This window comes from Methylomonas sp. LL1 (assembly GCF_015711015.1).
Lineage (GTDB): Bacteria > Pseudomonadota > Gammaproteobacteria > Methylococcales > Methylomonadaceae > Methylomonas.
In genome coordinates, this window is the sequence record NZ_CP064653.1 from 623,474 (window position 1) to 645,308 (window position 21,835).

General features: G+C 44.3%; 14 protein-coding genes. 10 read left to right on the top strand and 4 right to left on the bottom strand.

Going from position 1 to position 21,835, the window contains the following annotated elements:
• The first annotated feature begins 105 nt into the window (after window positions 1-105).
• The 3 genes from IVG45_RS03425 to IVG45_RS03435 all read left to right on the top strand — a co-directional run bounded on the left by IVG45_RS03425 (window position 106) and on the right by IVG45_RS03435 (window position 1,662).
• Window positions 106-750 carry a hypothetical protein gene (locus IVG45_RS03425; protein WP_196436496.1) on the top strand — a complete coding sequence of 215 codons (645 nt, stop codon included), beginning with the start codon at window positions 106-108 and terminating at the stop codon, window positions 748-750.
• A gap of 124 nt (window positions 751-874) precedes the next feature.
• Window positions 875-1,165, top strand: coding sequence for a type II toxin-antitoxin system TacA family antitoxin (locus tag IVG45_RS03430; protein ID WP_196436497.1), 291 nt, complete (start codon window positions 875-877; stop codon window positions 1,163-1,165).
• Complete coding sequence (locus tag IVG45_RS03435; RefSeq protein WP_196436498.1) at window positions 1,162-1,662, top strand: GNAT family N-acetyltransferase; 501 nt, start codon at window positions 1,162-1,164, stop codon at window positions 1,660-1,662. The genes IVG45_RS03430 and IVG45_RS03435 overlap by 4 nt, the downstream gene beginning before the upstream one ends.
• A gap of 221 nt (window positions 1,663-1,883) precedes the next feature.
• Here the strand turns inward: IVG45_RS03435 and IVG45_RS03440 are convergent, their stop codons facing one another.
• The 4 genes from IVG45_RS03440 to IVG45_RS03455 all read right to left on the bottom strand — a co-directional run bounded on the left by IVG45_RS03440 (window position 1,884) and on the right by IVG45_RS03455 (window position 6,259).
• A complete protein-coding gene (locus tag IVG45_RS03440) occupies window positions 1,884-3,101 on the bottom strand; it encodes an NYN domain-containing protein (protein WP_196436499.1) in 1,218 nt (405 codons plus the stop codon).
• 124 nt (window positions 3,102-3,225) lie between these two features.
• Window positions 3,226-4,311: a tetratricopeptide repeat protein gene (locus IVG45_RS03445; protein ID WP_196436500.1), complete on the bottom strand. Its 1,086-nt coding sequence runs from the start codon at window positions 4,309-4,311 to the stop codon at window positions 3,226-3,228.
• A gap of 1 nt (window position 4,312) precedes the next feature.
• Window positions 4,313-5,056 (bottom strand): hypothetical protein, encoded by a 744-nt coding sequence (locus IVG45_RS03450; protein WP_196436501.1) that lies wholly within the window; start codon window positions 5,054-5,056, stop codon window positions 4,313-4,315.
• Between the two features lie 150 nt (window positions 5,057-5,206).
• Complete coding sequence (locus tag IVG45_RS03455; protein WP_196436502.1) at window positions 5,207-6,259, bottom strand: helix-turn-helix transcriptional regulator; 1,053 nt, start codon at window positions 6,257-6,259, stop codon at window positions 5,207-5,209.
• A 127-nt stretch (window positions 6,260-6,386) separates the two neighbouring features.
• Here IVG45_RS03455 and IVG45_RS03460 point away from each other — a divergent pair, with 127 nt between their 5' ends.
• From IVG45_RS03460 to IVG45_RS03490, 7 genes are all read left to right on the top strand, one after another.
• Window positions 6,387-7,220 carry a hypothetical protein gene (locus IVG45_RS03460; protein ID WP_196436503.1) on the top strand — a complete coding sequence of 278 codons (834 nt, stop codon included), beginning with the start codon at window positions 6,387-6,389 and terminating at the stop codon, window positions 7,218-7,220.
• 194 nt (window positions 7,221-7,414) lie between these two features.
• A complete protein-coding gene (locus IVG45_RS03465; protein ID WP_196436504.1) occupies window positions 7,415-8,335 on the top strand; it encodes a DUF4007 family protein in 921 nt (306 codons plus the stop codon).
• A 10-nt stretch (window positions 8,336-8,345) separates the two neighbouring features.
• Window positions 8,346-11,753: a DUF6079 family protein gene (locus IVG45_RS03470; protein ID WP_196436505.1), complete on the top strand. Its 3,408-nt coding sequence runs from the start codon at window positions 8,346-8,348 to the stop codon at window positions 11,751-11,753.
• 16 nt (window positions 11,754-11,769) lie between these two features.
• A complete protein-coding gene (locus tag IVG45_RS03475; RefSeq protein WP_196436506.1) occupies window positions 11,770-12,558 on the top strand; it encodes a phosphoadenosine phosphosulfate reductase family protein in 789 nt (262 codons plus the stop codon).
• Window positions 12,555-14,903: a hypothetical protein gene (locus IVG45_RS03480; RefSeq protein WP_196436507.1), complete on the top strand. Its 2,349-nt coding sequence runs from the start codon at window positions 12,555-12,557 to the stop codon at window positions 14,901-14,903. Before IVG45_RS03475 ends, IVG45_RS03480 begins: the two co-directional genes overlap by 4 nt.
• Window positions 14,903-16,486 (top strand): hypothetical protein, encoded by a 1,584-nt coding sequence (locus IVG45_RS03485; protein WP_196436508.1) that lies wholly within the window; start codon window positions 14,903-14,905, stop codon window positions 16,484-16,486. The genes IVG45_RS03480 and IVG45_RS03485 overlap by 1 nt, the downstream gene beginning before the upstream one ends.
• A gap of 18 nt (window positions 16,487-16,504) precedes the next feature.
• Window positions 16,505-21,835, top strand: coding sequence for an ATP-binding protein (locus tag IVG45_RS03490; protein ID WP_196436509.1), 5,331 nt, complete (start codon window positions 16,505-16,507; stop codon window positions 21,833-21,835).

The following is a 21,835-nucleotide window of genomic DNA, read 5'->3' on the forward strand; positions in this document are numbered from 1 at the left end:
GAGTCGTTCGCGAAAGCTCGACAATTATCGAGCTTTCGCGAACAGGCATTGGAAACAGACACCGTATGATTGGGCTATCGTTAATCTTCCCAAATAGGTGCTGACATGGCAGAAAGTCTGGTTCAACCCAAAAGCAAACGACACACGATCAGTCGGCCGATATTTGAGCGTACGTTTAGCATCAACAGCGAACAAGCCATTCGGGTGATTCGTGATAGCTATCACCGACTGATGGTGTCCTTGTATGCGATTGACGTGATCCTGCGCATCATCGGCAGAGAGGAAACGGTCGATGAAATCGAAAGCATTGTTAGCCAGATGATTGCCGAATGCGCGGAGCAACTGCAGCAGGAAAAGAGTCGGCTAGAAAAACTCAAAGCCAACAACGGCATCAGCGAAACGCCGACGTACACTCATCCCAGGGAATTTGTGGCCAAAATTGCCTCGCCGCAGATTGCGCAATTCGTCGAGTTGATTCGTTTACTGGATCAATTGATGATCGTGATGGACACCTTGTGGCTGTGCCAGGTCATCTCCAACAAACATTGCATTGCCGCGCGCCTGGAGTGGCAGCAGCGATTGCAGCGACTAGCCAATAAAATAGTGACGATGGAGCGGCATGCGCACCAGGCGGCGTATGAACAAGGGCATGGAGAGGAATTAAAAATTGCTAGATTGGAATCAGGCTTGAATGTGGAGCCGGAATCCAAGTTGGATACCGATTTGCCGAAGGAGGAACGTCACATTTGACTCAAGCACTTGGTGAAAAATAGACAGTTCGTCACCGAGTCGATCCTGCGTAAACCGTTTAGCTTATGATTGTCATGACAACGTCTGGCAGCTATACTGCTCATCTATGCCTAAGGGAGGTATTATGGCCACTCAATCGACACGCACCACCAAACTTGACCTGCGATTATCGCCCGAAGCAAAGCAAACCTTGAGCGCGGCGGCACAAGCAGCCCATTGCTCCGTCAGTCAGTTTGTATTGGCGAGTGCCTTATCACGCGCCGCCGAAACGCTTAGCGAGCGACAACGCTTTGAACTCAATGCCGAGCAATGGGAGCATTTCATGGCTGCACTCGATGCACCGCCGCAAGTTGTGCCCCAGATTCAGCGTTTGTTCCGCGAGCCGAGTCCCTTTGAGCTGCCGACGACCGAATGACGGGGTTTCGTATTGAGAAGCTACGGCGCGATCATCCCGTTGATAGCTTTACCTGTGGGCGCGATGAACTTGATCGCTTTCTTATTCGCTATGCGCTAGGCAATCAGCAAGCCAACGCTTCGCAAACCTATATCGGTCTGCATGACCAGGAGGTCATCGGCTTCTACAGCCTGGTTGTGGGCGAAGTCGCCTTTGGCGATGCGCCGGAGCGCTTGACCAAAGGCTTAGCCCGTCACCCTGTTCCCGTCATGTTGTTAGCACGGTTGGCTGTAAGTACCCCATGGCAAGGCCGCAAGATTGGTTCCGGCCTATTAAAAGACGCCATGCTACGCACATTGCAGGCTGCCGACATTGGCGGAATTCGTGCTTTTGCTGTTCACGCCAAGGACGAGCCTGCTAAACAGTTCTACGAGCGGTTTGGTTTTATTCCCTCACCGACTGACCCCTTGCACCTTTACCGTCTCATCAAGGATTTACGCCGTTCTCTCGAAGCATAACGTCGAAACTATGCGCATTAACCCCATCAAGTGGCGATGGCAAGATTTCCGCAAGGATTGAGTGATTGGACGCGCTGACGACATTGCCCTGTTCCAGTTGCAATGCGAGGTTTTAACAACGCTTTCGGTTCCTGCATGGATCAGTGGCCGATGCTAGCAAAAGCTGCATTTAAGGGGCATTTACGCACGAGTTGAGCCTGATCCATCCGGTTCATCGTACCTCATTCACCGATCAATTTTTTGATGCTGTCTTTACTGATCGTTGACAGCGTGAGCTTCTTGACTTCCTTGGCTTTCAAGTCCAAGGGCTGAGTTTTGCCGAGTTCCAGCAGTTTGGCGATGACCAACTTGTCGGATTTCAATAAAAAGTCCTTGAGTGTGATTTTTTTCACCCGTACGTTATCGACGCCACCTTTAGCCTTTTCGGTATGAACCAGTCCCATGACGATAAAATAGGAAAATGCCTTGTTCACGGTCGTTTTCGTGATGCTCGCATCAACCTTATGACATAGATCGAATAAGGCCGTTCTGAATTGCGCAGCATCGGGGCAGATGTCTTTCAAGGCCACGGCGTGTTTGTAAATTTTCTTCAGCGTATCGGCATTGTCTGGCAGCGCATTGTGTTTTTTCAGCAGAGCTTTGTAGGCTTCTGCGGTTGCAACGGCTTTGACTGTTTCGGTTGGTTGGGCAGGCTTCGCTAGACTGGCGAAATTGGTGGTGCCGTTTTTGCTGATTTGAATGGCGTCGTTAGCGGTTAGGAAGTTCGTGAACGTTTTAAAGCCGTAATGCTTTTCGTCGAAGTCGGCCGCAGTCTGCTTGAGAGAACCCTTGATTTGTCCGATATCGACCGGCGTAGGCGATGCCTTCAAGTGGGTAATGACCAACTCATTGGCCTGTGCCAGCGTAAGGGTTGGTTGGGAATTCGGTAATGGCTGCGGAGTTAGCGACTCCTGTGGCGAAGCCTCATTGCCGATCAACGTGTTAATGACATCGTCCGTATAAATGAACCGAGTGCAAGACGTCTTGACGCATTCGCTCAAGGTAGAATGCTGGCCAACGCCGATCACATCCTTGTCCATTTCCCGAAGTCGGCGAAAGACTGGCGTAAAGTCTGAGTCGCCGGTGACCAGCACAAAGCAGGTAATATTCGGTAATTGCCAGGCGCATTCGATGATATCCAGCGTCATCTGAATGTCCGCCGTATTCTTGCCGGTCACGGGATGGTAGCAGTGGATGAGCTCAAACCCGGATCGATTGATAGCCGCTTGGTGCATGGCCAAATTCGGCTTGCTCCAAACCCCATAAGCGCGACGGATAATGATCTGGCCATACTGATTCAGTTCTTCCATCAGTAATCTAACGCCGTCGTGCTTGATCCAGTTTGTAACATTCTCAGCATCTACGAATACCGCAATGCGATTGGCTTTTTGCTGTGTCATGACGGATGCGGTGTATTCAAATCCGGTTTCACTTTATCTCCAGGCTACCTTGCTGCGTTAGGGAATGAAGCGACAAAATTATCCATCAACATGGAATGGCTTCATTTAAAATAGTCTATCGCCGTCAATGTTGGTTGGCATTATAAATCCGCAACGATTCTTCGTATTCTGCCTGGAGATCAAACCCAATATCCTGTCCAGGCGCGACTTGTTCCAATGCAACGTACATGAAGCAAACCACCTGCAGGCCGGTGTAGTTGCCGGGGATAGATCGAAGCTGATAGGTTTTATTGGGATTATTCACATCCAAACCACTTTGTCCCAAAGCGGCGGTTTCCATGGCGACACCCGCCACTTCTTGATGCGACATGCCTTGAAGCGCCTTTAGCGCATGCAGGCAGTAGTCGATGGCTTGCGGATTGAGCGATCCGGTTTGGCGAAATTTATCGTAAGCGATGCCACGCAAGATTTCTTCAGCACGCTCTGCCGCTTTCGAACCCGGCGCTACATCGATGACTTGCGTCAGTAAGGCTGACGCTCGCTTTTTGATGGCTTCGTCTTTATGCGTAGCCAGTAAGTTTTCTGCTAATGCCAATAACGCGATGGAATCCTTGGGGCCCGCTCTGACCGCATTTTCCAGTAAGGCGGCCGCATCCGGTTCGTTGAACTTTGACGCAATATAACCGGCAGTGCGTAGAGCATATTGATCGTTTGGCGCTAACTGAACCGCCTTTTGCGCGGCTTGATCGGCTTCGATGATTTGGTTGTTCCGCATGTAAGCCACAGCCAACGCCACCCAGCCATGGGCGTAATCCGGTTTGAGGCGAATCAACGTCGATAACAACTCAATGGCCTTGCCCAGATTGCCTTCGTCGCTGTAGACCATGCCCAAGTTGTACAGCACAATCGCGTTATTCGGATGCTCGGACAACAAGGCTTCGAAAATGGCTTTGCCTGTCGCATAAACGCCGCGCTGCAATGCATCCAGACCTTCGTCTGACTTGGCCTTTGCTTCCAAGTCTTCAGCGATGATCAAGGTATCCTGTTCGATGCTGACGTTGGCAAACATCCCGTCAGCGGCGTACTCTTCGGAAACATGTCGAATCAAGGTATCCGCGAAACCGGGTGCATTCGGGTCACGGCAGGTTTCCGGTAAGGCCGACAGATCGTAATCGGCGATTTTGATAAAAACGGTACTCGGTGTTTGCATATCAGGGTGTCATCCATTCAAAACGGTCATTCAAATCCAAGCGGTTCAACCACGCATTGACCAGTTCGGTATCCGATACATCGGCCTTACTGCCGGTGACATCACCCACCAATCCAGTGCAAATCGCTTCAAAACCAGCCTGCTTGAACGGCGCAAAAAAATCGGTTCGCTCAAATAAATAATCGGCAGCCAAAGCGTTTGCGCCGTTGATGGCTTGATGACTGCGTAATATCCATTCAGGAAACTTTGCTGCATCGATGCCTAATGATCGTTCGCCGTCTTCTTTTTCCAAAAGGAAATGTGTCAACTGACTGTCGCGTAGCTCCGGATAGTCTCTGAATATCTGCGCCGACAGTTTGATCAAAGGTGCTGCACTGCGAATCTGGCTGCCTAATTGCGCCAGTAAATTCTCCGCAAGAGACTTTGCCATCTCAGGTGCATAACCCAGTTCGCGAAATTCACTGACCGCTTTGTCGCGGCTGGTTTGCGAAGCGGTTAAATGCCGTTGTTCGCGTTGTGTGTAAAAACGAATCGCCAGCCCACATTGCACGCCAACCAGATAGGGAATGTCCGGTCTGTTGGGATTGACTGAAATCCGCAATTGTTTGGACCATTGCGCTTCGCTCAAATGCAGAACGGCGCCTACTTGGAGGGTATCGTCCCAAGTCACGCGAACCGGTAGGTTGCTGATTTTCTCGGCTTTTCGGATTAAGCCGGCTGCTTGCTTGTAGGTAGTGTCTGGCATGCATCAAAAGATGAAATCGTATTAGCCGGACAGTTTAACTTTTTTGCAATTGGATAGCCCGGTTTTTAAGTCCTGAGCGCTGAACCAATGGCTTGAATTCGGAGATCAAATTGGTAAATCACTGTTTCAGTTATCCGTCTAATTGCAAGGTCAAACATAATGCTGATGGGCTTTTGTGAGCATCGATTGAATATCCTGTCGTAGCTCTGATGGTGAAATGACTTCAATTCGATCGGCTTCACCCATAATCCACCAGCGCAACTGCCAGGTATCCAGAACATCGGCTGTCAACAACTTGAATCCCAAGCTGTCGGCTTCGGAAACGATTTGGTTTTCACTGAGAGGCGATTCTTGAAGTATCAATGCCAAATGGTCGCGAATTTTTGCCTCAAGGCGGATGGGCGATGCGGTACCAAAATGTCCCTGCCGTTGGGCAAATTGGTGCAAATCAAAGCCGTTTTTTCCTCGACAATCGTCTGCTAGAACTTCTACCGTCAACATCCGATGCAAAGCATAAAGATATACATCTTCATATTCGTTGGCCATGGCGGCCAAGTAAGTAATTGGGCCACGTTGAATCAAACCTAAAGGATGCAAGCGGTATGCTTTGGGCTCGGCGTCAACCTTTTGAGTAGCGTGGTAGCTCACCCTTAGCTGTTTTTCATTTAGCAACGCATCATGCACTGCCTCAAGAATTTCACCTCTGACTTCTGGTGGGATAAGCGGTTGTGCCGGTTGAATCACGCAAATTTTTTCAGGCCAATGGGTGATTTGGCTTTTCTTATGCAGCTCTAGTGTCTGGTGGGCTTTTGTGAAAATATCTTGCAATGGACGAGTCAATAGCACAGGCAACGATTGGCTCAGATAGCGTTCAACCATTACCAGCGACAACGCTTCCGGCAAGGTAATGCCACCCTGCAATTGTGCATCTTTGCCTACCCAACGATAGCCATGGGCTAAGCCAGCTTTCGCCTCGCCGTTTCCCTGACTGTTGTCGTTACATTCCAACTGCGGATAAGTTTCTAGTAACGATTTCATATCGCGGCGAATGCTGTGCGTTTCTACTGCGTAACCTTGTTGTTGCAAATCATTGACGATTTCTCCAACGGTTACCCATCGCTCAGACCGCCCGCTCAGCCGACGAATGCTTTCCAACACCAATAGCCGTCGCTGCAGAACAGCTTGAGATTTTTGATCAGGCAAATTTCGCTCCTTACAAGCCTAAAATTTCTAATGTCTTACCCTGACACACTTTGTAAGGGTCATCCGTAAGCTATACCCTAGATCAGCACAGCGCGCCTAATCTTCAACCAGCATGAGGGAATTAGCCATGAACAGTTTAGCCTTTGAAATCGGTTTTGATCATTACCGTTTTGGTTTGCCTTTGGAAATTAGTCGTTTCCAAGACTGTCATCGTCCCCAAATTCGCCATGGCTACGAAGCAGCCAAACTTCAGAAGGTGTCTCAGAAAAAGCCTGATCTATTCGATAGAAAATTGCTTGCGATCCGTGACAGAGCATTCATCAAAAGCCTGGAAGTTTCAATCACCAAGAACGACCTGCAAGAAAAATTAGCTGAAGCAGGCGAAAACTGCCCAATTACAGGCCAACCCTTCACGTTTGCTGAAAATCAAACCACCGACTGGTCAGTGGATAGAATCGATAATACGCGCGGTTACTGTCCGGACAATATTGTCATCGTATCGACAATTGCCAATCAAGCAAAAGGGGATTTGGATTTATCCGGTTTGATCAAATGCGCACTTGGCAAAGGCCACGCGGATGAAACGTTGAGCCCCGGTGAATGGATTCGCATGGCTCGCTTTTACTATCACAAAATGGATATGCAAAAACCGCTTTGTTTTTGCCGCTTACTTGCCGAGCAAGCGCCTTTGTGCGACCAGATACTGTTGCTGCAACTGTTCAAAAACCGGGAAAAGCGAGCATCCGCCTTCTTGAAATGTTTGGAAAAGCACTCGGGCAAAGACAGTGTCTGCAAGGCAAAGAAGTTGACGCATAAACGTGTCTATCATCGTGCCGACATCGGGTTAGACGTTCTGTACGACAGTCCTAAGCTGTACGGCTGGGTTCAGGATTTCAAGAAAACCATCATTGCTCACAGCAAGGAGTTTGATGCGTTACTAATGGATTGCCTGTTTGCATAAGCAGCGGTGACGCGACTGATTTCGTTGTTGACTAAGGGATATTAATATTGCGATGCGGAGTGTTTATTGGGATTAAGTACGCAAAAACACGGCAGCCTCGACCTTGGTGGATGTTAGAATTAAGAGAAGACGAGTGCGCGTTGAACGCAGCAATCGCTAAATTTTGGCATTTATACCTCCTAATAATTTTATACATGGACAGTCTGCTCAAGCCGCTTAATCCTAAAAAAGCATCATTCGGTCGACATGAAACATTCGCACTCCGTTATTCATGGTTAACCAAAGGATTTCAGGCTTTCGAAAAAAACCAATCCATATTTTCTTCTGACGAATCCACGATAGAACTCGGCGTCGGTAAAAACATGGTCAACGCCATCAAATACTGGTTGAGAGCCAGCGCTATGTTGCTGGATACAGACGAAGGCTTAGAAACATCAGCGCTTGGCGAAGCCATTCTTTCTGACAATGGCTGGGATCCTTATCTTGAAGACGAAGCCACGCTTTGGCTTATTCATTGGCAATTGGCCACGAATGCGGAACTGGCTACAGCCTGGTATTGGTTTTTCAATTGTTACCATAAGGCCGAGTTTACGACTGATGATGCCATGGAAACGTTAGCTGAGTTTGTGCGTAACAACCTGAATGGCAAGCACTCGGAAAGAACCGTAAAACAAGAAGTTGCAATGATATTGCGGATGTATTGCCCCTCTAAAGGCAATGCTAAATTGATTGAAGAAAGCTTGGATTCGCCATTAGCCTCTCTAAAACTGGTTACTGCTGTAGAAGACCTACACATTTACCGTTCCTATGGCAATTTGCAATCGAGTTTACCGATAGAACTGGTTGGCTATGCCGCCAACGAAATATTTAATCAACGGCAGACCGAATATCTTCCAATTGCCGATCTAATGTACGGCCCAAAAAATGGGATTGCACTGGGAAGCATATTCAGACTGACAGAAAGCGCCTTGTTGGCAAAATTAGAAAATTTAGTGAAAGCATACCCCGACATTTTTCAAATCAATGAAACCGCTGGCGTCAATCAGCTTTACCGGCAAGATAACACGACCGAGTCCCTGACTTTTCTTAGGTCTTATTATCAACCTACCCGGTGATGGCGGCGATATGAAAGATATTGGACAAGTAGACACCCATTACACCCGTTCTATCAACTTAGAACGAGATGCCGAGTCAAGCGATGTTCTTAGGGCTTATATTCCAACATCCCGAGCCGTTCAAACTTTAGACAAAATCGCACAAACATTTAACCAAAAGGCGATGCCTAGAGCATGGTCTTTAGTTGGGCCGTATGGATCGGGCAAGTCGTCGTTTGCTGCGTTTCTGGCGCATCTTTTAGAAAACCAGGAACGCACAAACAGCGTACTTGCCGAAGAAATTTTGCAGCGACACAATCCGGAAGTCGCGGAAAAATTTACCGCCTGCACACACGACTCTAATGCCTATTGCATAGTGCTATTAACCGGTAGCCCCGAGTCATTGAGCAAGCGGTTCGTTCAAGCGCTATACCAAGCTGCGGTCGGCTATTTCGAAGAAATTGAACCAAAAGGCAGGTCTTCAATCGTCCACGACCTAGAGCAAGCAAGACACCAAACGCAAACAACCAGCGGAATTATCGAACTGTTAAAAAAACTGCGCGAGGCCGTGAGCCATGTTTCTGGCAAAGGCATTTTGATCGTCATCGATGAGCTGGGAAAATTTCTGGAATACGAGGCCCGCCATCAGGGTAGCAATGACATCTTTTTGCTGCAAGCACTAGGCGAATTATGTGTTGAAGGCGGGGATGCCAACATCCTGCTCGTGGTATTGATGCATCAAGCCTTCGAACAATACTCAAGAGGTCTTGCCGAAGCACAAAAACAGGAATGGTTAAAAGTACAGGGGCGGTTCGAAAATGTGCCGTTTCTGGAGTCAACGGAACAAACATTAAGAGTCATATCGGCGGCCTTTCACAGCCAATTAACACCGGCAGCCCGGCAAGACATTCAGGAACAGGTCACCGAAATCGTAGGCGTATTAGCCGAACAAAACGCCCTCCTGTCAGGATTGTCGGCAGATGCGGCCATAGACGTTCTGACAAAATGTTATCCCCTACATCCGATTGCGACACTGTTATTACCGACGCTGTGTCAAAAACTCGCTCAAAACGAAAGAACCCTGTTCAGCTATCTCGGCAGTCAGGAATACTTTGGTTTTAAAGACAGCTTAAGTCGAATACAACATGTGGGTGACTGGGTATTGCCCTGGGAAATCTTTGAATATTTCATAGAAAATCAACCTTCGGCTACCACGGATCATGCAACCCACAGACGCTGGGCAGAAGTCATCACTGCTACGGAACGGTTGGGCGATGCCGAAGCTCGGGAAATTCAATTATTAAAAACCATCGGCCTATTTAATATCATTGGCCGTCAAACAGGATTTAAAGCCAGTCAGGAAATATTAACCCTGTGTTTCCCAAAATCGGTCGATGTGGAGCAACTGCTTAGGAATCTGCAGGCTAAATCCATTATCAACTATCGCAAATACAGCTCGGAATATCGGGTATGGGAAGGTAGTGATTTTGACCTTGATGCCGCCATTATCGAAACGACACAAAAGCTTGGTCGCGTCAATTTGGCTGAGGCACTGACACATCGAAACCAGCTGATGCCGGTCGTCGCCCGCAGGTACTCCATAACCAGCAGCGTATTGCGCTATTTTCAGCCCTTTTATGCAGACGTTACAACGCGGAATGATTTTTTCGAAAGTGTCGACCAACCCAGGATCGTTTTCTTTTTGGCGGAAGGGCAAGACGAACGCGAGATGTTCGGTGAAAAAGTCAGGACTTACCCTGACCCACTCACGATCTACGTCTTATGCGATAACGCCGCGCAAATCAAACAAGTGGTTTCCGAAGCGATTGCGTTGGAAAAAATTCAAAGCGAACGGGCGGAATTAAAGTCAGACCCCGTTTCGCAACGAGAACTGAAAGATCGACTCCAAACGGTGAACCGCTTAGAACTCGATCTACTCAATGCCTATTTGGAACAGCCTGAGTCTTTTGACTGGTATTGGAAAGGCGCTCAAACGCTCCTGAACAGCAAAAAGAACCTGCAAACCTTACTCTCAAGGGTTTTGGAGACGGTTTTTAATAAAGCACCGTTGATTAAAAACGAACTGATCAACCGCGACAAAACCTCGGGACAAGCCAATGCCGCAAAAAATAAACTGGTAGCGGCTTTATTGTCTAACCCCCATTTGGAAGACTTGGGATTCGATCCTAAAAAATACCCCCCTGAAAAAACCATTTATCGTGCGGTATTCAAAGAACCGGGTATTCATGAACTACACAATGGTGTGTGGCAATTCATTAATCCAAGTCCGACTAACAAATATCGATTTTATGACGTATGGCAAGCGATCGATGAACAATTAAAAAGCAGTCAGCGTCCGCAGCCGCTTGTCGACATCTATAAGCTGATAGAACAACCGCCTTATGGTGTGCAAAAAGGCGTGTCATCGCTGATTTTTGTCGGGTATTTTCTCGCTAACCAGCGTTCATTGGCACTCTACGAAAGTGGCGTTTTTTGCCCGCATGTAACGCAAGAGCATTTCGAAATCTTATTAAAGCGTCCCGAGTTATTTGCTGTTGAAGCGTTTGACTTTAGTGGAATTCGTGCCGATTTGTTTAATCAATATCTAGAAAGATTGGTGGGTAAGTCGCCGGAAAATAGCACCCTACTCGACATCGTTAAACCATTGGCAAAATTCATCCATCAATTGCCGGCTTACACCTTAGCCACGCGGGAATTGGACCCAAAAGCGTTGGCGGTGCGCGACGCGTTCCAAAGCACGCAAAGTCCGATGCAATTATTGTTTAAGGAATTACCGGAAGCTTGTGGTTTCCCCCCCTATACCGACGAGCAACACTTTAACGGCAGTAACCCGAACGATTTTCTGAATGTGCTGGTCGAGTGCCTAAATATCCTGAATAAAGCTTATCAGAAGTTATTGTCCCAGTTTAAACGCCAGCTCTGCCAAGCCTTTGAACTGAGCGAACAGGAAGAGATCAGCACACTAAGACATGCGCTTAACCAACGTTATGCGGGTCTGGAAAAATACACCGTTGATGGGCAAGGGCTCAAAGCCTTCATCATAAGGCTGCAAAACGAAAAGGATACCGACCAAGGCTGGTTGGAATCGGTTGCAGCATTTTTGGGCAGTGCTCCCCCAGATAAATGGAAGCCAAACAATATTACTCAAGCCGATTATCGCCTGCGTGAATTGAGTGAACGTTTAAAAGAATTAGCAGTAGTACACGCCGAACAACAAAAAGCCGATGTTGGCAGCCAAGCGACATTAATCCGTATCGTGAGCGAACAGGGAGAATATAGTGAAATTGCCTATATGACCGAAAAACTCAAGCAACAAGCCGATGCAAAAATCGCGGAACTAAAACTAGCAAAAGCGGACAAGGCATTAAAACAAGCCATTCTGGCTAGATTGATACGCGAACTAACCGAATACAATTAATTTAAGAGTAATTACTATGAGTGACGATAAACCTGTTAGACATTTATTAGGGTTATCAGGCGGCAAGGATAGTGCGGCTTTAGCGATTTATATGCGAGATAAAGTGCCGGAGATGGAATATTTCTTTGCCGATACTGGTGCTGAATTGCCTGAGACATTGGAGTTTGTAGATTTAATGGAAGATTATTTGGGAAAAAAGATTACTCGATTAAACGCTGGACGTGGCTTTGATTATTATCTGAAATTAAATGGAAATTTCTTGCCAACCGCTCGTTCCAGATGGTGCACTATTAACTTAAAACTTAAGCCTTTCGAAGAGTTTGTAGGAAACGATCCAGTTATTAGTTATGTTGCAATCAGAGCAGATGAACCTTATAGAACAGGGTATATCTCTACAAAGCCTAATATTAAGGCCATTTATCCTTTCAAAGAAGATGGAAAAGTAAAAGACGATATAATTAAAATTTTAGAAGAGTCTGGTATAGGAATTCCAAAATATTATGACTGGCGTAGTCGTTCTGGATGCTATTTTTGCTTTTATCAAAGAAAGATTGAGTGGATTGGTCTTTATGAGAACCACCCTGACTTGTTTGAAAAAGCCAAGGAGTTTGAAGACTATCATAGGAATTTGGGTAGGAATCACTCTTGGTCTCAAGATGAATATTTAGAAGAAATGCTAGCCAGGAAGGATGAGATAAAGGAAAAATTTCAATTGATTAATCAAAATAAAAAACCAAAGAACCTCGTCGATGTTGTTTTAGACGAAGATGGTGATGATGATGGCTGCTTGGTTTGTTTTAAATGAATTCAGGTGAAATTTTTGATCTTTTCCGTTCGATTAGTGTAAGGCAAGTTGGAGAAAGATATTCCCCCTATAAACCACTTTTACTATTATATGCATTATCTCAATGCTACTTAGGAAAAGATAGATTATATAGCTACTCAGAAATTGATCACGCATTAAATAAAGTTGTAGATAGATTGTTTGTCAATTTTGACTATCGGAATTTCCATTATGCTTTTGGGAGATTAAAGAATGACAATATTTGGGAGATTAGTAGTAATGATTCGTTGAAATTGTCAGGCTCAGGGGATTTACTAAAGTCTGAATTACTTGATAAAAATATCAGCGGTGGGTTTACAGAAGAAATATATCAAGTTCTGAAGGAGGACAAAGATTTAATTTTGTTTATCGTTAATTATATTATGACTAAATATTTTTCTGATCAAATACACTCCCAGTTGTTATCAGATTTTTCATTTTCTATGAAGGATGCCGAGATTCATCCTAATAATATCTCCGAAATAAAGCCAACGTATAAGAATAAAAAAATCATGGATGCAATAAATAGTGGAGAAAATCACATGGCTGAACGGCAGAATGGTTATATTGCCTATTTAAACTCTTTACATAATGTTTCGGCTAACGGAGCAAATGCGTTAGCCGAGTCCCAAGCGTTAAATATTTACTTTACGGAGATTTACCAACCTTTTCCTTTGGTTGAGGACCTTTATAAATCCTTAACCGAAAGAAAAGAGCGAGTTGTTATTTTGACTGGTCACGCAGGCGATGGTAAGTCGACTGTGGCCTTGGATGTGCTCAAACGTTTAAGACAACTACCAGCTGATAAACCGCTAGATTACGCTTTAAATGAACGCGAAGAGACGATTCATGCTAATGGCAGGGTAACTATTGTCAAGGATATGAGTGAGTTGACTGAACAACAGCGCTTAGACTGGCTAGAGCAAGGATTCGCCGAGTCTGGCAGTTGGTTGATCGTAAGCAATACGGGGCCATTAATTCATAGTTTGGCTGACTATGTAAAAAAAATCGGCGGCAGAGTTGATATAGAGAGCGATATTCTAGAGTGTTTGGATCGGCCTTATGAAAATGGCAACTTAGCGCAACATATAGTGTCCGGATTTAGTAAGGAACTGGTCGTTCTTAATATGACTAGATTAGATAACGTATCCCTAGGGTCGAGGGTGCTGTCAAAAATGGTCAATCACTCTGCTTGGGATCAGTGCCTTGGTTGTGAAGCGGAAGTTAGCTGTCCACTACGTCTCAATCGAAATGCATTACTCGCAATATGCGAAACAGTTGAAGAACGAGTCCGCTGGGTATATCGACGTCTCACTTCCTATGAACAACGCTTAACTTTGCGTCAAATGGTCGCCCACCTTGCTTTAAGTCTTACCGGCGGTCTGAGCTGTAACGAGGCGCATAATCTTGTCAAGAACGCAAACGAAACACATAAAGGCGAGAATGAGAGCTTAGACCTTATTTTATTCAGTGAGGCTTTCTTTGGTTATCGTTGCGGTCAGCCATGGGGAGTTGCCGAGAGTTTGCGGGCAGTTTCTTTGATAAAACGTTCTGTTTATGGAGGACCTATTGCAGTAGATTTCGAACGACAGTTATTAGCTACTGGCAGTATTGAGGGGATGCATTTGCCAGATTCATTGACTGGTACTAAACAACGCTGGCGGAAGCGCGCAGTTGATGCGGCTGGAGTGCGTTGGAGATTCGCTCTGCGTCGTATGTTGTATTTTTTTGGCCAACAGTCCTTGCCAACAACACTGCTCAGCGATGAGTTTCTTTCTTCCTTCTTACAGTCGCCCAAGTTGAGAGACTTTAATCGCTGGCAGAATGAGGGTGGATTGACGCTAGGAAGCAGTGAAAAACGTGCATTACTGAAAAGATGTCTTCAAGTCCTACTTGAAATTTATTCCGGTTTTAGCGCAGGTCAATTTGAAAGCGATGACTCTCTCTATCTGACGCTACGACGTCCTGACCATCTTGTTATCCAGCCTACCCAATTAATTGTCGCAAAGTTAAATAATCAGGAATTTTCATTAGGTTACGACACTACGCGGCTTGTCCCTAAGTTAGTTTATAGAAATGGTTTAGCCGAACTTCCCTTAACTTTGCCGTTAATCGATTATATTCATTGCCGCTCTATCGGACAGTTAGGAAATGAGCTGGCCCCTATACATTTAGCGCAACTTGAATGGTTTAGAGCCGAGCTATTAAATAATTCGAATACTTTTCCCGCCGGCGAAGTTGGGCTATTGCGATCAGGTATTGATGGCAAAGTGATAATGCATAGATTTGTGATAGATGAACAGAAACAGGAATTGGAGAAATACTAATGACAACAGAAAAATATGGAAATGATGATTTGGCTGTTGTGCTCCAACGGTTTCCATCGGGAAGAGAGAATGATAATGTTGGAACCGATAATCCAGCTATTCATATTTATGGAAGACGGTTTTATAAAGATCAGACACCCATTGAGTATTTGGCGGAGTTTTTATTGGTATTTGCATCGCCAAAGCAAGAAAATGGTGAAGGATGTTATCAGTTTGCCAATGTTCCATGTTATTGGCCGGAAGATAGACTTGCACTAAAACTATTTTCTTTTTTCCCATCTTCTAAATTAGAAACTAGACACCCTGTGCATCGTCAATCTTATCTTGATGCTATCGATGCGGTTAAAGAAAGAGTTAATGGCAACAAAGAAGATAAGGAAGAGGCTGTTCGTTTAATTCAAAGTTTGTTTAATGGTTTCGTTGGTGTAGCTAAAAATCGAACTTGGGTTACCTATAGTTTTCTGCCTGCTTCAACAGCGTTTCTATCGCGCGAAGTTAATTGGGAGCATGTCAAAGCCCTGAGGGGCGCCCAAGGTCAAGTAACTGATTGGGAGTCATCAAAAGTTTACTTTGCTGATAATTTAAGAAATTTTATGGGAAGAGGTGGTGAGTTACTATATTTGCAAATAGTAAATTTTTTAGCACAAACAAACTCTCCTGATATTAATAGAATGTTGGAGGTCGAAGAATATCAGCATTTGAGACATAAACTGAATAATATTGACTCAAATTTATCTAGTGGTTTGCGAGGGTTGTTAGAAGAATTTGGAGGGCAATTAGGGGGCTTAGTTAATTTAATAGAGAACACATTAGAGAGCTATAAAATAAATTCTGAGCTAAAGTCATCAAGTCTCGGTTGGGTTCCGGCAATTAGTAAGACGGAAGGTGCATTATTCGCATTGGAAATGGATAATATTTGTTCGTCAAGACTTGGTTTGCTAGATAAGCTCGAGCTATTGAAAACGCTATGCTGTATGCAGGTTTTAAGGAGTCTTTGTTTTCAGGCGCGTAGACTCGATAACTCAGAGAAAACTACAGCGGGATTTATTGGGAATTATGTGTGGATAGTAACAGATTCAGAATCTAAGCCTGGGACGCCAATTCGTCAAATGGCACAAGACTCATTTAATCGCATAGATGCCATGTTATATAGAGTATTGAGAATCCCTAATTTATTTAAAGGTAACTTTCAGCCAACGGAAAAAGATTTAAAAAATGGAGATGATAATGTTTTTAGACATTTTAGAAAGTTTACCAAAGAAATTGGGTTAGTCATTCCACAAAAAGGCAGCGGACAGCGTTTTACTCTTCATCAGGGGTTATTAAGATTTTTAGTTGCGACTCTTATTTGTCCAGGAGAAAGAATACGGCTGAATCATTTTTATCAAAGGGTGTTTGCTCATTATGGTATCGCATTAGGGCGAGAACAACTTGCCGTCGCTCTTAACTGGTGTGGTAACGAAGTGGATGCGGAAAGCTATTCAATCACTGCAAATACCACTTGGATAGAGGAAGCTCTTCAACAAGGCGGTTTTCTTGTTGAATTATCAGATGCCGTGTCAATGGTTAAAAATCCTGGATAAACCTAAAAGGAAGTCTTTATGAATCTTTTTACCCAAACTCTGAAAGCCCATTTAATCGAGGAATGGGAGCGGGCAATGAGCTCGCCAGATAGCGAGAAGAAAGCAATATTTATTGTTGAGAGTCTTGACCCCGATAACACAATTGAACTTTTTTCTGCTCTCGAGGATTTTCGTTTAAAAAGTCAGCTGAATAAACAACTAGAGTGCCATTTTAAGGTGGCAAAAAATCTCTGGCTTGAATGGTGTAAACGTCAAGGTGAAGATAGTTTGCGTAAGAAAATGGCAGCGAAAGGCTCCATTGATGCAAACGGTAATTTGAAATGGGTGGACCAAGATGATCGATTGACTAAATGGCGGAACGAACCCATTTCAGCGGATGTCGACGGTTTGGTAGTTGTATTGCTAGGCTTCAACCATGCTTCGGATCAAGGTGGTTTAGCCGATTTCCATATGGTTGACGAGAATCGTGTTTGGAATCAATTAGGGCAAAGTTTTATTCCGTGGATTCGGCAAGTCAATGAAGAGCTAGCCTTAGATGGGGCCGAGCCAGAAATAGAAAATTTCGACAGCATATTACATCAACTATTTAAAGTCCGTCCTCGCTTATTAGTTAAATTAGCAGAATTTTTTGAACAAAAGATTTATAGACGGCGGCAGGATTTTGGTTCTATTAAAGATGTTATTGAGCAATTTTATAAATCCTTAGCATTTTGGGATATCCCGCCTTTATTAAATGTAGGTAATTCTAAAAAGTCTGCCAATTTGATTAAGGAAGCCGATGCCTTTATTTCACACCAAAAGTTTAAGAGTGCGTCAGATCAAAAGAAAGCTTGGAGCAAACTAGAAAACGCTTTTGCTGATGAACATGAACCATTGGAAGTTCCAGAAGTTTTGTCTGTGAATCCGCTATATGAAAATGTAGATGATTTCAAAAGAACTTTGCATGACTTTATTTTCAAAGCACATGCCGAAGCTAAATCAAAGTTGTTGCAAACCGATTTACTTCCGGTATTAAAAGCATTGAAGCTACGTGTAACGGAAAAAAAAGAACGAGAAAAAGTTCAACGTTTGAATGGCTTCAGTACAGAGATCATGTTAGATGCCGTATGGCAAACCTTGCTTGAATTTGAATCACAATGTAGTGGCCGCCCTTTAGCTGATGTCATAAAAGAAATTCAAATCATAATAGATCGATTCAATCACGATTTAGATGCGGATGGCTTAGCTGAAGAACTTTTGTATGGTTGCTTAGGCGGTTTATCGGAATGGTTCGATGGCATCGATCTGCGTTTCCCTATCGATGAAGATCAGGCACTTCAATTGCGCGATCAATGGAAATGTCTTGTGCCAATCAGCTTAGACATGGGAAATGTGACCTATGGGACTGGCAGATCACGTCCTCATATTTCTTTCAAAATCATGTTTATTACGACTGAAGATTTTGAAAATTTTAAACCTCGCGTTTTCCAATGGGCGTTTGGGCCTACGCATCCAGAGCGGGTTCAATACGATTGCGCTAAATCAGCTTTAGAGCGATGGGAGTCGGTCGCTACAACAACTGACGTTATGTTGCCAGCGTTTAGTATGCCAGAAGTCATCATGACGGCACTTTATTTTGCTGCGGATGCGGAAGAAGCTAATCGTTTGGTGAGTCAAGCTTTGTCTGAAATTAAGATGACAAATCTGATCGATAAAATCGATATGTCAATAGTTGATAAATCGCTGTTGGATGGATTGAGGGAGTTAAGTTCGGCTTATTTTAACTGGTTACAGTATTTTGCTCAGAACGGCTATTTCTCAGCGATGCGAGGGCACTTTATCGCCGTACAAAGAGCTTATGAGGGTTTTGCCAAGCAAGTTTTGGACAAAAGCATTGCTGGCAGCGAAGAACTATTGCGTTGTTTTTACAAGGCATTTTTGCTCATTGACGAAGGCGTCAATCCTAATGATGGATTTTTGAGATCGGCTATTGTTTGGGGAATTAGTCCACCTGTTTTGGAGCTTACTCAGGCTAGGTTTCGTTTTTTATGTGATAGTTTTCCAGAAGTTATCGGGCAACATTTGATCAACCGAAATGGGAAAAGCGCCTTTGATCGCTTGCTCAACTTGATTGAAATTCATCGCCCATTAGCCGGTTTAGTTATTGATGAGCAGAGAACTCTATCTGCGAAAATAAAATCATTTGGCTTGTTGCATTATTTGGGAACGCCTCCTTCAACGGAAAAGAGCTTAGCCGTACAAACATTATTGCGCGATGAAGAAAACGATGATGATGAGAACATCGCTGATGTAGTAAAGCCCACGGAAGAGAGTTCGGTCGTTGTTCGGGTTTTGTCCGATTACCAGTCGCTTTATCCTTTTGCCGAGGATGGTTTGCGTGTTCTGGCTGTTCATGTCGAAGAGCTTGCAACGATTTTGTCCGGGGTAGACCGGTTCTTACGCACTTATCTGAAGCGTAGCTCTGAAGAGTGGCCGCCGTTTCATTGTGAAGTGATGGTGTATTCCACTTCGTCGTCACCTCTATCCATAGAAAGTCGATTGGCATCTTGGCGACATCAATTAATGGAGGATTATCGCGAACAAGGGCGTTTTGTCATCATTTCGGTTGCTCATCATTTTGCACCAACCCCCGAAAAAATGGTGAAACTACTCAAGGATGAAATCCGGCAATACGATATTGCTTTTCTGTTTCGGTTTTTATCTAGCAAACTGACAGGAGATGCGGAAACCGCACCACCGTTTGAATTTGATTTCAATGCCAATAATTTGGGCCAATTTCCAATCTGTGAGTACCCAAGACCCATTCAACAGGGAGAGCAGTTTAAGCGTAAAAGCCTTTTGAGTAATCGCCGGCTTCGCATTCAGACTCATCACGCGGACTTGTCTGCTCGCTTGCGTCATCCACAAAACCCGGAAGGTGAACATTTGATCTTTGGTCAAATTGATTATCAGCCTTGGTTGGAAGTCGTGGAAGCTATGCACCAAAAAGCACAATGGGTGGCTTGTATCGATCCCTTTGTAGATAAACATTTACTCGCGAATAGCGATAGAAACGGCGAACGGAAAATTGTCGGATTTACCTCTGGTTTGGGCGCCTATGGCGAATTGAATTTGTCGATTTCAACCGAGCAGGACACACTTAGGCAATTGACTGCTATGGTCGAAAATCATTTGATTGGCCTATTGCCGTTTCAGTCAGGTGGAAATTTTGAAGGAGTGGCAGCTCGCATCGTAAATAAGGCAGAAGAGGTCATCGGCTTGTCTTCTTTGCGAGCAGTAGTAGGGCAAGGAGAGAAAATAAGAGAAGTTATAGGCTTCGCCGCTATTCGCAGTGTATTGTCGGAACCGGCGAATGCTGTCATGACACAGTTATTACCCGTCGATTCATTGCAACACTGGTTTTCGGGTAGTGAAGTGACTCATCGTCCTGATCTTCTGCAATTGTCGTTGATATTGCGTGAAAACGACATCCCTTTGATTCAAGCAGTATTAATTGAGTGTAAGTTTGCTCAACAAAATGAAAGCCACCTGCTAAAGGCCTGTGATCAAGTCCAAGATGGCCTCAGTCATTTAACGCAGTTGTTAACGCCTAATCGTTGCGATATTCGGAGAGTGACATTCGACCGTCGTTATTGGTGGGCTCAACTCCAAAGATCCATTACTTCGCGGTCAATTGTTTCGATGCCGAAACAACAGCAAGAAAAGTTGGATCAGGCATTAGAGCAATTAGCGGAAGGATATTATGAAATTCGTTGGCAGGGCGCAATCTTTACCTTTTGGACGGATGATCCGAGGAAGAATGCATCAATAGAAAATATAACCTTGTCTCCAGGAGTTGTTTCAGCGCCTTATCAAGTTCCCGTCAGCGCAATGATTCGCCATGTTTCTTTTGGTCATCAGGGATTGATGGATATTTTCGATGCTAATGGGGAAATCAAAGAGAAACTTGAATTAGTGAATTATCCTATCTCTGTTAGGCCTGCAGTGAAGCAATCTAGTGGATTTGCTTATTTAACTGCCGATATTTCAGGAACAGAAGAAAAAACATCCGAAACGATACAGTTGCCTTTTGATGAAATTGCTGTGCAGCAAGAAATAGTTGAAGAAAGTATAAAAATTGATGTTGAGAAAGAAGTTTCTACTAATGAAAACGATTTGAAAGATGTCGAATCAGTAAGAGTTACTAAACCAGACGAAAAAACATTGTCAGTGGAGTTTTCATATAGTCAGCCACCAGAAAAACTCTTAATTGGTAATAAGAGCAATGGTGAACCAGTCTATTGGCATTATGGACATCCTCAGTTGGCTAATAGACACATGCTGTTATTTGGAACATCTGGTTCGGGCAAAACCTATGGTATCCAATGTTTGCTGGCTGAAATGGCAAAAGAACGCATGCGTTCATTAATTATTGACTACACGGATGGCTTTTTACCAAATCAAGTTGAGTCTCGTTTTCGTGAAGTAACCAATCCCCAAAATCATTTTGTAATAACTGACAAACTACCATTAAATCCCTTTAGAAGGCAGCAACAATTAATTGATCCTTCCATACCAGCGATAGAAGAAAATTCTTATCAAGTCGCCGCAAGGGTAACAAGTATTTTTACTTCTGTTTATGGCTCGATGGGTGATCAACAAACTTCAGCTTTAGTTCGGGTGTTAGAGCAAGGAATAGAAGAGAATCCGCAATTCAGTTTAAATGAAGTAATCGATAGACTAAGGCAAGATGGTCAACATGGTGAGTCTTTGGCAAACAAATTAGAACCGTTTATAAAATCAAGCCCCTTCCGTGAACAAAGTAATTCAGCGTGGAGCGAGATGCTAGTTTCAAAAGATAATTGGGTTCACGTGCTTCAGCTTAAAGGGTTATCACGAGAGATTCAAAAATTAGTTACTGAGTTTGCCCTATGGGATCTTTGGGATTATGTGTGTAATACAGGCAATAAGAATAGACCGATTCCTGTTGTCCTAGACGAAATACAAAACTTGGATCATCGAAGTGATTCGCCAATCGATAAAATGCTAAGAGAGGGACGTAAATTCGGTTTATCGTTAATGTTAGCGACACAAACAACCAGCCAGTTTGATCAAGAGCAACGTGATCGATTATTTCAGGCTGGCCATAAACTTTTCTTCAAGCCAGCAAATACGGAAATTCACCGGTTCGCTGACTTACTCAGTGTGGCGACCGGAATTTCTAAGTCTGAGTGGGGAGAAAGATTAGCGAAGTTGCAAAAAGGACAGTGTTGGTCGCTTGGTCCTGTGTTGAGTTCAAGCGGCGTATTAAGAGAAAAGCCTGAATTGGTTTCGGTAACATCATTGGAAAACAGAGATTTCGGAGTTTAA

Bases quoted from the DNA above. Each gene is read 5' to 3' on its own strand.
- IVG45_RS03425 (WP_196436496.1), top strand. From the start codon at position 106: ATGGCAGAAAGTCTGGTTCAACCCAAAAGCAAACGACACACGATCAGT.
- IVG45_RS03485 (WP_196436508.1), top strand. From the start codon at position 14,903: ATGACAACAGAAAAATATGGAAATGATGATTTGGCTGTTGTGCTCCAA.
- IVG45_RS03475 (WP_196436506.1), top strand. From the start codon at position 11,770: ATGAGTGACGATAAACCTGTTAGACATTTATTAGGGTTATCAGGCGGC.
- IVG45_RS03430 (WP_196436497.1), top strand. From the start codon at position 875: ATGGCCACTCAATCGACACGCACCACCAAACTTGACCTGCGATTATCG.
- IVG45_RS03435 (WP_196436498.1), top strand. From the start codon at position 1,162: ATGACGGGGTTTCGTATTGAGAAGCTACGGCGCGATCATCCCGTTGAT.
- IVG45_RS03470 (WP_196436505.1), top strand. From the start codon at position 8,346: ATGAAAGATATTGGACAAGTAGACACCCATTACACCCGTTCTATCAAC.
- IVG45_RS03460 (WP_196436503.1), top strand. From the start codon at position 6,387: ATGAACAGTTTAGCCTTTGAAATCGGTTTTGATCATTACCGTTTTGGT.
- IVG45_RS03465 (WP_196436504.1), top strand. From the start codon at position 7,415: ATGGACAGTCTGCTCAAGCCGCTTAATCCTAAAAAAGCATCATTCGGT.
- IVG45_RS03480 (WP_196436507.1), top strand. From the start codon at position 12,555: ATGAATTCAGGTGAAATTTTTGATCTTTTCCGTTCGATTAGTGTAAGG.
- IVG45_RS03445 (WP_196436500.1), bottom strand. From the start codon at position 4,311: ATGCAAACACCGAGTACCGTTTTTATCAAAATCGCCGATTACGATCTG.
- IVG45_RS03490 (WP_196436509.1), top strand. From the start codon at position 16,505: ATGAATCTTTTTACCCAAACTCTGAAAGCCCATTTAATCGAGGAATGG.
- IVG45_RS03440 (WP_196436499.1), bottom strand. From the start codon at position 3,101: ATGACACAGCAAAAAGCCAATCGCATTGCGGTATTCGTAGATGCTGAG.
- IVG45_RS03450 (WP_196436501.1), bottom strand. From the start codon at position 5,056: ATGCCAGACACTACCTACAAGCAAGCAGCCGGCTTAATCCGAAAAGCC.